General features: G+C 54.2%; 10 protein-coding genes. 7 read left to right on the forward strand and 3 right to left on the reverse strand.

Features of this window, described 5'->3' with window-relative positions:
• Positions 1–34: 34 nt before the first annotated feature.
• Positions 35–262, reverse strand: a complete 228-nt coding sequence (locus QZV76_RS05620) for a DUF3107 family protein (protein ID WP_290598900.1) — start codon at positions 260–262, stop codon at positions 35–37.
• 435 nt (positions 263–697) lie between these two features.
• Between QZV76_RS05620 and QZV76_RS05625 the strand changes: the two genes are divergently transcribed.
• From QZV76_RS05625 to QZV76_RS05635, 3 genes are all read left to right on the forward strand, one after another.
• Entirely contained in the window at positions 698–2,278 is a 1,581-nt protein-coding gene (locus QZV76_RS05625) for a DEAD/DEAH box helicase (RefSeq protein ID WP_290599003.1), read from the forward strand.
• A gap of 8 nt (positions 2,279–2,286) precedes the next feature.
• Positions 2,287–3,588, forward strand: coding sequence for a hypothetical protein (locus QZV76_RS05630; RefSeq protein ID WP_290598901.1), 1,302 nt, complete (start codon positions 2,287–2,289; stop codon positions 3,586–3,588).
• Positions 3,589–4,020: 432 nt separating this feature from the next.
• Positions 4,021–4,275: a WhiB family transcriptional regulator gene (locus tag QZV76_RS05635; protein ID WP_290598903.1), complete on the forward strand. Its 255-nt coding sequence runs from the start codon at positions 4,021–4,023 to the stop codon at positions 4,273–4,275.
• A gap of 381 nt (positions 4,276–4,656) precedes the next feature.
• Here QZV76_RS05635 and QZV76_RS05640 read toward each other — a convergent pair whose 3' ends face one another.
• Together QZV76_RS05640 and QZV76_RS05645 are read right to left on the reverse strand one after the other, a co-directional pair.
• On the reverse strand, positions 4,657–5,130 hold the full coding sequence (locus QZV76_RS05640) for a hypothetical protein (RefSeq protein WP_290598904.1): 474 nt from the start codon (positions 5,128–5,130) through the stop codon (positions 4,657–4,659).
• A 13-nt stretch (positions 5,131–5,143) separates the two neighbouring features.
• Complete coding sequence (locus tag QZV76_RS05645; protein ID WP_290598906.1) at positions 5,144–5,974, reverse strand: sigma-70 family RNA polymerase sigma factor; 831 nt, start codon at positions 5,972–5,974, stop codon at positions 5,144–5,146.
• Between the two features lie 95 nt (positions 5,975–6,069).
• Between QZV76_RS05645 and ybaK the strand changes: the two genes are divergently transcribed.
• From ybaK to aroA, 4 genes are all read left to right on the forward strand, one after another.
• The gene (gene ybaK, locus QZV76_RS05650) at positions 6,070–6,591 is read left to right on the forward strand and encodes a Cys-tRNA(Pro) deacylase (RefSeq protein WP_290598908.1); all 522 of its coding nucleotides are present in this window, start codon (positions 6,070–6,072) and stop codon (positions 6,589–6,591) included.
• Positions 6,592–6,841: 250 nt separating this feature from the next.
• The gene (locus tag QZV76_RS05655) at positions 6,842–8,575 is read left to right on the forward strand and encodes an ABC transporter ATP-binding protein (protein WP_290598911.1); all 1,734 of its coding nucleotides are present in this window, start codon (positions 6,842–6,844) and stop codon (positions 8,573–8,575) included.
• Positions 8,572–10,437 carry an ABC transporter ATP-binding protein gene (locus QZV76_RS05660; protein WP_290598913.1) on the forward strand — a complete coding sequence of 622 codons (1,866 nt, stop codon included), beginning with the start codon at positions 8,572–8,574 and terminating at the stop codon, positions 10,435–10,437. Before QZV76_RS05655 ends, QZV76_RS05660 begins: the two co-directional genes overlap by 4 nt.
• Before the next feature lie 79 nt (positions 10,438–10,516).
• Positions 10,517–11,859, forward strand: a 1,343-nt coding sequence (gene aroA, locus QZV76_RS05665; RefSeq protein ID WP_290598915.1) for a 3-phosphoshikimate 1-carboxyvinyltransferase, incomplete at its 3' end; no start/stop codon positions are given.

Here is an 11,859-nt window from a genome sequence, read left to right on the forward strand (position 1 = left end):
AAAAAAAGATGGAGAAAAGGCTCAGTAGGGCTAGCTAGTTAATGAAGCCGACTTTGTGGTTTTCCTCTGCGGATACTTCCACTGCAGCAATTTTGGCGCCAGAAATAACGTACTGATTCTTTTTCACGTCAGTGAAATCCACTACTCCCGACTGGGTAGCTAGAGTTTCTTTTACCTGCGCTACTAGTGCTGCGCCGTCATCAACCTGAGCGGAAATCTGGACTGGAGTATCCTGCAAAGTAATTTTGATAGTGACGGCCATTGTTCCTCCTTGTACAGTGCAGAGCGGAGTAGACGATAATAACGCTCGCGGGGTTCTCGTCTGCCAGTTTACGCAAGGCTTTCCAGGTCTGCACTTCTCTATTTGATAGGCTTAGGGTGAGTACTTGGCGGTCTGTGTAGATCACTGTATAGACCACTCTGTTTACTCATTAGGAAATGTGCGCGGCCTTATGTTCTTATAGACATTCTCTATAAACCAGCAGCCGAGACAGTTCCCGGTACATACCTTGTTACACACGTCATTATGCTTGATATAAATACACCGTAATGGACAAATATCGGGTACTGGTACTGCGTGGAACGTCTCCTCTTCTCTCTGGACGCGCGTGTCGATAATATTCGCGGAAAGCGAGGAATTCTCATGGCTCATACTCCCACTTCTTCAGACTCCCCTGCTGATAACTCCGAATCCACTATGGACGTCCACACCACTGTGCTCGATGATGGCGCCACCAGTACCGCTAACTCCCCCACCTTCGCCGCGCTTGGTGTTCATTCCGCTATTGTGGAAGCCCTCTCAGAGAAGGGAATTGAACACACTTTCGCCATTCAAGAACTCACTTTGCCACTAGCTCTAGCCGGCCAGGACCTCATTGGGCAGGCACGCACCGGCATGGGGAAAACGTATGGTTTCGGCGTTCCCCTCCTACACCGCATTGCCACAGATAAAGACCATCCGTTGGATGGCACTCCTCGGGCACTTGTCATTGTTCCTACCCGCGAATTGTGTGTGCAGGTAGAAGAAGACTTATCCCATGCTGCACACAAACTGTTTGTTCCCGAATTAGATGATGCTGGTAATCCGACGGGGAAAGAGCGCCCTCTTTCTGTGCTAGCGATATATGGCGGCACTCCTTACGAGTCTCAAGTTAACGCCTTGCAGAAGGGTGTTGATCTTGTTGTGGGGACACCGGGCCGACTGCTGGATCTGGCTCAGCAGAATCACCTTATCCTCGGCAAGATCACTGTTCTAGTCTTGGACGAAGCAGACGAAATGCTCGACTTGGGTTTCCTGCCAGATATGGAAAAGATTCTGGGAATGGTTCCCGAGGACCGTCAAACAATGCTGTTCTCCGCTACTATGCCGGGGCCCATCATTCAACTGTCACGTTCTTTCCTCCACCAGCCCACGCATATTCGGGCAGAATCCGCTAATGCATCCGCAACCCACGAAAACACTACACAGTATGTGTATCGTGCCCATGCCCTTAACAAGACGGAAATGGTGGCGCGCATTCTGCAGGCGAAGGGTCGCGGGAAGACGATGATCTTTACGCGCACGAAGCGTACCGCACAAAAACTTGCGGAAGAATTAGCGGAACGTGGTTTCCATGTAGCCACTGTACATGGAGATTTAGGACAGATTGCTCGCGAGAAAGCACTGGATGCGTTCCGTGACGGCACCGTCGATGTACTAGTAGCTACAGATGTCGCTGCCCGCGGTATTGACGTTGATGACGTGACGCATGTTATCAACTACCAATGCCCTGAAGATGATAAAACCTATGTTCACCGTATTGGTCGTACGGGGCGCGCCGGGCATTCCGGTGTCGCCGTCACCCTGGTGGACTGGGACGATATCCCCCGCTGGATGCTCATCGATAAAGCCCTCGACTTAGGTAAGGGCGAGCCGGCAGAGACCTATCACACCTCCGCTCATCTGTATACGGATCTCGATATTGACCCTGACGTAACAGGTGAAGTGGGCCCGGCGCAGGAACTTATCGGGGCGCCGCGCCGGCGTGGCCGTTCTCATTCTGGACATGCTGGACGCTCTGGACAGGGCAACCGACGTGGTGGAGGCAATAACCATCGCCGCGACCGCGGTAACAGGAAGAGCGGTGACACTACTGAACGCCGGGAGATACGTGGACGCGCTCGTCAGCGTACTACCGAAAAGAATGGTGACGCACCAGAACAGCAGAGCCAGGGAACGCGTCGCCGTCGGCGGCGTCGTACTCGCCATTCTTCTTCCCAGAATTCCGCTACTGACTAGGAGGCTTCGTGGCCTTCCACACGTCACAGTCACAGCGTCGTCCTCATACTGTGAGAGTTCCCGCAGAGCGGCACCGTCCTGGAGATATGGTGGCGGTAGCTGTCATAACAGTGCTTGTGATAGTGGCGGCTGTGGTTGTCTGGGTGACAGGTGACCGTGCCCATACAACGCTTAAACATGGTGCTCACCCCACCATGGGAGCGCCCATTACGCGTGAACCGACAGGCCTTAAGGTACTGTGGGAGGCCTCTTCACCACTAACGCGGGGGAGCCTCACTCGGGGTCCGTTAACTGCTGGACCGGTGATTGTGACTGGTAGCCACGACACGGTTGTTGGGCGTAGCCCAGCAACCGGCGAAATGGTGTGGGAATACCACCGCAATAGGAGTCTCTGCGGTCTTGAGTCTGCGTGGGGCGAGGCAATTAGTGTGTGGCAGTTTTCCGGTGGGTGTGGTGATGTCATGCTTCTCCGCGGCAGTAATGGCCACCATGGGCCTTCCCGTAGCGGTTTTTCTCCTGCCCATCCGCGTATTGTCACTGGCGGCCAGCATGTTTTATCCATTGGTCCACATACCGTTGAATCCTGGCGCAGCGATATGGTGAGAACACTTCTCGTCGGCCCCAGTGAAACACCTTTGGAACCGGAACAGAAAAAACAGCCACACTGTTCCATAGCAGACGCTGTTGAAAATAATGATTCCATTGGCGTGTTGCAGCGCTGCCCAGGAGATACGTCCCTGCGTTTCACTTTTTTCCGAGCTGTACCCGAGGAAGACACCACCCCAGAAACAGAGGGAACGTGGTTAACTGACGCCCATCATGGGGCCGTTATTGAGGTAACGGGATCGCAGGCTCTTCTGTATTTGGAGGAACCTGCGCCGCATTTCGTCATTCTCCGCCATGAGCAGGGGGAGGATGAGGAGGATTCTCCCGTTCTTGTGCATGTAGCGAAAACTATGGAGAGTAGTTTTGGGCAAGCATCTTTGCTGGGAGTACCCATTGTGCGGACAGATAAGTCCCTGTTCTGGAGTGATGGAGAGAATCTTTATTCATTTGATGCGGAAACTCTTGCGCTGAAATGGAGTACCGCACACATTACAGGCACCCCGGCAGTTCTTTCTGACATGGTGGGATCACTCCATTGGCTTGTAGCCCCTGTTCGTGGGGGACTCGCACTCCTTGACGGAAACACCGGGGAGAAAGCTCGATTCTTACCCGTTCCAGGACCGTCTATTAACAAAGTGATAGTTGTGGGTGGAACGATTGTGGCGCAGCAAGGAGATAAAGTTTTAGGTCTTGCACCCGCATAGCCTGACTGTATAGGTTTAGTGCCGCAGCACTGTATAGGTCTAGTGCCGCAGTATTGTTGCATTGTGTTATCAAATTATCGATGCTGGTAAAAATCTTCGTGTTTACTATTCGGACACATAAGCGCATTGTAAATATCATATGCGCTCATTTTTAATTTATTCTTATATATTGCATTTACCTGCATATTCATAGAACCCCAGGTAAAAAGGCATTTCTTAGTAGTGATGTATATCTCTTACAAAAATTATTTGTTACTTGTGTCACATTAATAAAAAATCTCTTGACATTCATCTTAATCGTGACAGGATTTAACGAGTGTGCAGGAGAACTTAACCTGTTCTTACCCCCAATTTTCCCAGCCTACACATGCTGGTATCTCCCCCAAACTAGACACTTTCACCATTTTGTGACTTCAGTAAGGAGCATTGACCATGGATTGGCGACACGAAGCACTCTGCCGCGACGAAGACCCCGAACTTTTCTTCCCTGTAGGAAACTCCGGTCCCGCCCTTGCCCAGATTGCCTCTGCAAAACTGGTGTGCAATCGCTGCCCTGTCACCAATCAGTGCCTTGCTTGGGCCATTGGATCTGGCCAGGATGCCGGAGTCTGGGGCGGCATGAGCGAAGAAGAACGACGCGCCCTCAAGCGTCGCAAGGCTCGTCTCCGTACCCGCAGCGCTGTCTAACAAACTATCCCTCTTAACGTGTCTTCTGCCCCCTCTGCCAATGAAGACAGTCCTTATCTAATTGCGTGGAACCGTCTGGTAGTGCAAGAATAATCTGCGTTCCACTTTGTACTGAGACTTCGACGACCTCGTGGTTCGTTTCGGAGCATGGTGCACACCACACGAACCAAGGAGGCAACTATGGGAAAGCGTGGACGTAAAAAGCGTGCCCGTAAAGGTAGCAGGGCCAATCATGGAAAGCGGCCAAACGCTTAAATAACGTAAGTAACTGCATAAACGGCTCGCATTACCTGCCTTTCCGTCTATACAGAACTTACAGAAACACCACATATACATGCGGGACGTTTTCAGAGAAACTTCTGAAAACGTCCCGCATTGTCTTTACTTACTAGCATCCTGATTATTCTGCTGATCGTCGTCCTGTTTATCAGTACGTTCACTATAGTCAGCAGCACAAGAAGCCTGGGATTCGTGCGACCACTGATGAACATGCTCGCAAAGTCTCTCCCGCACACTATCGGGAGCATGCTCTTCACACGCAGTGTGTAGCTTCCGCCGAAGCTTCCCCTCCATCTCTATAAGTTCAGTACCACAGGGGCACTCAGAGAGTTCTTGCCTTACTCTTTGAGCTTTGTCATCATCAGTAAGCTCATGTAAAAGTCGGTGGACATCATAAACAACCACTGAGCAATCCAGTGAGTCATACTTTTTTAGATTGGGATCGAGTATGGCGTAGGCGCGATGAACCGGGCATGATCGCTGAGTAGGGTTGCCCGAGCAATGGCACCCATCTGTAGTACAGCACTGGTCAGTATCACTGCTATCGGCTAGTAGATTACGTCCTTGGAGACTCACAGTTTCCCTCCTCTCAACCAATACCCGCAGCTTGAGCCACTTCACGAAGAGACTCACGTAATTGTTTTCGACCGCGATGCAATCGCGACATAACAGTCCCAATAGGAGTATCCATAATCTCGGAGATCTCCTTATATGGCAGTCCTTCTACATCCGCGTAATAGACCACCATCCGCCTATCTTCCGGCAGATCATTAAGAGCCTCTTTAATGGACTCGTTAGGAATGTTGTCTAATGCCTCTACCTCTGCAGAGCGGAGACCCGTAGCATGATGATTTGCTACCTCTGCGACCTGCGCATCCGTCATATCTTCAGTAGTCGATTGGTAGGGCTGACGCTGCTTCTTCCGATACGCATTAATGTACGTATTCGTCATAATGCGGTAGAGCCATGCTTTCAGATTCGTCCCCTCACGGTAGGAGGAGAAGGCAGAGAATGCTTTGGCATAGGTTTCTTGAAGGAGATCCTCAGCGTCAACAGAATTACGCGTCATTCGCATAGCTGCGCCATATAACTGGTCCAAAAGAGGTAACGCATCACGTTCGAAACGCAGGGCTAACTCAGCCTCCGTTTGATCGGAGCGAACTGGGGCAGATGCTGTATTGACGGGATTAACCTTTACTAACGAAGTGCGACGCGCAACACGACACACAACACGACGAACAGAAGAAACAATACTCTCTAAGTTTAGCGACTGAGAGTAGATCTTCGCGAAGAGAATAGCCTCACGGTTTCTCCCACCATTCCCCACCAGACCGTTAGACGCACTTACCGCAGATACAGTTACCGGTGCTGACATTGCTGGTGCAGTTGGCACTACTGACATAGTTGACATAGTTGACACTGTCACCTCCTTCTACCCCGAGCAACACTCCCTCAATACGTGATATTCCACGCATTACTACAAGTTGCTGAGAGCGTAGAAGTAGAGTGGAGGGCGTGAAAAAATCTGCTTCTTCTCCTGCTAATACTCCGGCTCTTGCTGCACTGGCTAAAACATCTATCCCTTACCGTGTGCACACGTATGACAATGAATCGGACCATTATGGGAAAGAAGCGGCGGACGTTATGGTGGAGCGTCTTGGGGTGGAGCCGGAACAGATCTTCAAAACACTTGTTATTGAGTTGGCGGGGAAACCTGCTCCGGGTGAGTCACCGCTGGCGGTTGCTGTTGTTCCCGTGACCACAACGCTCACTGTTAAAAAAGCTGCCGCTGCTTTAGGTGCTTCTAAAGCGCACATGGCAGCCGTAGATCTTGCCGAAAAAACTACTGGGTATGTTGCTGGTGGAATATCTCCCTTGGGCCAGAAAAGAAAGCTTCGTACCGTTATTGATGAGAGTGCTCTCCTGTGGGATAACATCTATGTTTCTGGTGGGCGACGCGGATGCGATATTGAAATTGCGCCTGCTGACCTCATTGCTCTAACGGATGCCATCGTGGCAGACATTGCAGCGCAGTAATCAGCGCTGTAGTGATTCCTTCACACTTCTTTTAATATGCGTCCTTATATATACCTTTTAGGTGCTCCCATAATGTCTCTCTAATGTTTTATCGCTATGGGAGAAAGACACACTATTTTAGAAATATATTTTAGAGACAATGTGTCGCATAGACTGTTTGTAGTGTATAAATACTAAGTGTAGGCAAACCTCATTTAAAAATTTTTATTCTTCTCAACAGCGTTTTATATTGCACTGAATTGGAGACTTCATGGCGAAGACCACGAAGAGTCGAAAGACTCAACAGAAGACGCCAAAAGAACCTCTCGGCACCCGCGCCGGATCCCGCGTCATCCGCCTATCCCTCATTCTTGGACTTATCACCACCGCTTCCACCGGTGGCCTTTTTGTCCTCCTAGGAAAAGCCATTGACGCTGCCCACGACGGCACAACCGTGGGCGGAGGCACCATCGCCGGCATCATCATACTGGCACTCCTCTCCACCCTCATCGTGGGATTCAGCCTCTTCCTTACCCAAACGTCCGCAGCGTGGGAAGAACTCCATCTCCGCCGCAAACTCGTCCATCACCTCATGGACCTAGGCACACAAGAACGTTCCGCAGAACGCACCGGCAGTATCGTCAGCCTCCTCACCGACGACACCGAGCGCATCGCCTACTACCGGCAAACATTCCTGGGCCCCATGATCGGATCCATGCTGGCACCCGTCATCACCATCCTCATGATCGGCTTCACAATTGACTGGGAAATAGCAGGCTGGCTCTCCCTCACCATTCCCGCCGTTCCCCTTCTTATCAGCAGCTTTGAGATGGTCTTCCGCAAAGTCTCCGGAAAAACAGTAAGCGCCCGCTGGGAACTCTCCTCCACCTACCTAGACGCCATCCAAGGACTCACCACGCTGCGCACCTTCCGCGCCGCCAAACGAATCTCCAAACAACTATCTGACATTGGCGAAAACAACCGCGTCAGCATGATGAAACTCCTCTTCGGCAACCAGCTTGTTATCTTCGTAGTAGACGCTGTTTTCTCCCTCGCCATGATTACCCTCTCCACCTTCCTCGCCTACCAGGCACTCAAAGACGGAGACATCACTGTTGGCCAGTCCATTGCCGTCGTCCTCCTCTCCACCATCATGTTGGAGCCACTCGACCGCATTGGGCAGTTCTTTTATGTTGGTATGGGAGGCCTGGCCGCACAGCGAAAAGCCCGCGCCTTCCTCGCCGAAAAATCCGCCTACCAAGTTATTAGCGACGAAAAGCGCGCTGCCGACCCCGCCATTCACGCCGACGCAGCAGCCAGCGCCCAGCCCGGCGCCATCACCCTCCACAATGTCACTTTCGCCTACAGTGCAGACGATGACGCCAAGCAGGTACTACACGACCTCACCCTCGACATTGCCCCCGGTGAACACGTGGGGCTAGTTGGAACATCCGGTGGTGGCAAATCCACCCTGGCCGGCCTAGTGCTGGGCGACCTGGTCCCGCGCACTGGCTCCGTCACCGTAGACGGCAAGATCGTGGGTGAAGTCCCCGCTGCACAGATCCGCTCCGGCACTGCCGCCGTCAACCAAACTACCTGGCTTTTCACCGGCACACTCGCCGACAATCTCCGCATTGCGAAACCCGACGCTACTGAGGAAGAAATGTGGAAGGCTCTCGAAACTGCCGCTCTCGCGGACGATATTCGCACCATGCCGGAGCAGCTCAACACGGAAGTTGGGGAACGCGGCTATTCCCTCTCCGGTGGGCAAGCACAACGGCTGGCGATCGCCCGGGCGATCCTCGCCGACGCCCCCATCATGGTTTTTGATGAGCCCACCTCCCACGTTGATATCAACTCCGAGGCAGCTATCCTCGCCTCCATGGAGGAAGTCGGACGCGATAAAACAGTACTGACCATTGCCCACCGCCCCACCGCCCTCCGCGATGTTGACCGTATCCTCGTCCTCCGTGACGGCACCCTGGTAGAGGAGAAACACTCATGATAAAACGCAGTGAACTAGCCCACCAGCTTATTAGTGTGACCAAGCCCGTCATGTGGCCCCTCGCCTTCAGCACTCTCTGCCGCATTATCGACCAAACACTCGGCATTGTCCTTATCTCCCTGGGCGCCTGGGGGCTGGCCACCATCGGCATGGAATACACTCACCCCACACCCGATACTGGCTTCGTGAGCCACACAGCCGGAGTGACATTCGGGTGGATGATCGGCATTGCGTTCATTAAGGCGCTTATGCGCTACCTGGAGCAATTCCTGGGCCACTTCTGCGCCTTCCGTTCCCTAGAACTTCTCCGCACTGATTTCTTCAACAAGATCTGGCCGCAGGCACCCGCCATTCAACACACCACTAAGTCGGGGGATCTGCTGGCCCGCGCCACTAAAGACAATGACCGCATTGAAGTGTTCTACGCCCACACTGGTGCCCCCGCTGTGGCAGCCGTCGTTGTCCCCCTCGGTACCCTCATCTGGTTAGGCGTCCATATCAGTTGGACGGCAGCTCTCATTATTCTGCCCTTCGTGGCGCTTGCCGGCTATGTTGTGCCCTTTGCTTTCTCGGGCCCTGCACACCGGGCAGCCCGCCACATGCTGCGCGTCCGCGGTGACCTCACCCAGCATCTCACCGACACTACACAGGGCATGCGGGAAGTCCTCGGATTCGGCTATGGGGATCGTCGCCTCGCCGAAACTGACCGTATTTCCGAAGAGGTTGGCAATGCTGCTTTCGCGAACCGCCTCACCTCCGGTATCCGTCGCAGTCTCTGTGAGGGCCTCCGCCTTTTCGCAGTTGTGACCACTGTACTTGTTGGTGCTGACGCTGTTCGCCGCGGCGACCTCAGCATTCCCCACCTGGCTATCTGCGCAACAGTGGCATTGGGAGTTTTCACCCCGGCCCGCGGTACAGAAGATTTCGCCGACGATTTGGAACGCTCCTTTGCCGCCGCCGAACGCATGAGCGTTATCAAATACCGTGAACCGTTCGTCCCGGAGGGTGGGGATCCCCTGCCCGCCGGCCCCATTGACACCATTAGTTTCCATCATGTCAGCTTCGCCTACCCCGGTATGACGGACACCGTTCGCGACCTTGATGATGCTGATCGTGGTGTGGAAGTACAGCGTGTGCGGAAACCCGCCCTGCGGGACGTTTCTGTCGACTTCCCCGGTGGCCAACACACTGCGGTAGTGGGTGTCTCCGGCTCTGGTAAGTCCACGCTGGTGCACATGCTGCTGCGCCATTTCGACCCGGATTCTGGCGACATCACCATTAACGGTGCCACTACTACCAGCATTAACCCTGATGATCTGCGCGCGGGAATAACGGAAGTCAGCCAGTCCAGCCACCTGTTTAACATGTCTATTGCCGACAATCTGCGTCTCGCTAAAGTGGACGCCACCGATGCGGAATTGTGGGAAGCGCTACGCATTGCCGGCATGGATAAAGACGTGCAGGAGAACCCCCGTGGGCTCGATGCCCCAGTGGGTGAATTCGGCAAAGAGCTGTCCGGTGGGCAGGCGCAGCGTCTTACGATTGCCCGCGCACTCCTCACCGACGCACATGTGCTGGTGCTGGATGAATACACGTCGCACCTTAACCCGGAACTAGCCCGCCAGGTGGGCGAAAGCATAAGAGCAGCCCGCCCCACTGACACCATTATTGAGATCACACACCAGCCCGCAAGCGCTTTAGATGCGGACAATGTCATTGTGATGGAAGAAGGCCGCGTTGTAGAGAAGGGCGACCCGCATACTCTGGCAGCGGACAACACCAGTACGTTCGCGCACCTCTTGCAGCGGTGGGACGATATGGAGGCGGCAGCCGCGCAACACCCGACTGTGTCCACGGAATAGAGGGACGGGGAAAGGGGCTACTACACACAGTGCTACTGCTCTACGCATATAGTGCTGTAACCCATGCGATAATAGGACTATGAGCCCCACCCTGTATGCCGCGCCGCACTGCCCTGCACCGCTCTCTGCTGTTGTGCACGTGCCGGGATCCAAATCCATCACCAACCGGGCACTTATCCTGGCGGCACTGGCAGATGGCCCCTCCACTATTACTGGGGCTCTCCGCAGCCGGGATACTGATCTCATGATTTCTGCTCTCCGCCATTTGGGGACGGAAATTATGGAGATCATTCCCGATGATGCCCTAGCAGGTGCGGCGGCTACTCGACCTGCCACCACCCTGCATGTGATTCCACACCCTCTCACCGGCGGGAATGTGTACTGTGGGCTGGCTGGTACCCTCATGCGTTTTTTACCCGGCGTCGCCGCCCTCGCAGAGGGTGACTCCTACTTCGATGGGGACGAGCAAGCCAAGCAACGGCCCCTTTCCACCGTTCTTGACGCCCTCCGCGATCTAGGAGTTACCATCACCGGCGATGGTCTACCGTTCACTGTGGTAGGCACCGGGCACGTCACCGGCGGGAATGTTTCGCTTGATGCTTCCGCCTCCAGCCAGTTCATTTCCGGCCTGATGCTCTGCGGTGCCCGTTTTGAGCACGGTGTCTGTATTCATCACGTGGGGAAAGAGGCTGTTCCCAGCCAGCCGCACCTCACCATGACCATCGATATGCTAGCCACACACGGCATCACGGTGGATACGAGTATCCCCAACACGTGGCGCGTGTCCGCAGGTGAGATCCGCGCCCACGATTGGGATATTGAACCGGATCTCTCCAACGCCACCCCCTTCCTTGCCGCCGCAGCTGTCACAGGGGGCAGCGTCACCATCGCTGATTGGCCACAACGCACTACACAACCCGGCAATGCTATTCGCGATATTCTCACCCAGATGGGGTGCCAGGTAGACCTCACCAATGCGGGGCTCACCGTCACCGGGCCACAGCAACTACATGGTATTCCCCAGCTCGATATGCACAGCATGGGGGAACTGGCCCCCACCGTGGCCGCTTTAGCCGCCTGCGCGGACTCCCCCACGAAACTGACCGGTATAGCGCACCTGCGTGGGCATGAAACGAACCGCCTGAATGCCCTTGCTGTAGAGATCAACAGACTTGGCGGGGACGCCGAAGAAACCCCCGATGGACTTATCATTCGCCCCGCGCAGCTTCACGGAGCCGAATGGCATAGCTACGCCGACCACCGGATGGCGACAGCTGGCGCTATTCTTGGCCTGCACGTACCAGGGGTAACTGTGCAGGATATTGAGACCACCAGTAAAACCCTGCCGGGCTTCGCCGAAGCATGGTCGACCCTATCTGGCGGGCCGGCCCTATCCAGCGAGCACACAGTATCCGACGGGCA

Source organism: Lawsonella sp., assembly GCF_011525565.1.
In the GTDB taxonomy this organism is placed as follows: Bacteria; Actinomycetota; Actinomycetes; order Mycobacteriales; family Mycobacteriaceae; genus Lawsonella; species Lawsonella clevelandensis_A.

What these genes read in the sequence shown, in the direction of transcription:
- QZV76_RS05620 (WP_290598900.1), bottom strand. Translation starts at nt 262, where the DNA reads ATGGCCGTCACTATCAAAATTACTTTGCAGGATACTCCAGTCCAGATT.
- QZV76_RS05625 (WP_290599003.1), top strand. Translation starts at nt 698, where the DNA reads ATGGACGTCCACACCACTGTGCTCGATGATGGCGCCACCAGTACCGCT.
- QZV76_RS05635 (WP_290598903.1), top strand. Translation starts at nt 4,021, where the DNA reads ATGGATTGGCGACACGAAGCACTCTGCCGCGACGAAGACCCCGAACTT.
- QZV76_RS05655 (WP_290598911.1), top strand. Translation starts at nt 6,842, where the DNA reads ATGGCGAAGACCACGAAGAGTCGAAAGACTCAACAGAAGACGCCAAAA.
- QZV76_RS05660 (WP_290598913.1), top strand. Translation starts at nt 8,572, where the DNA reads ATGATAAAACGCAGTGAACTAGCCCACCAGCTTATTAGTGTGACCAAG.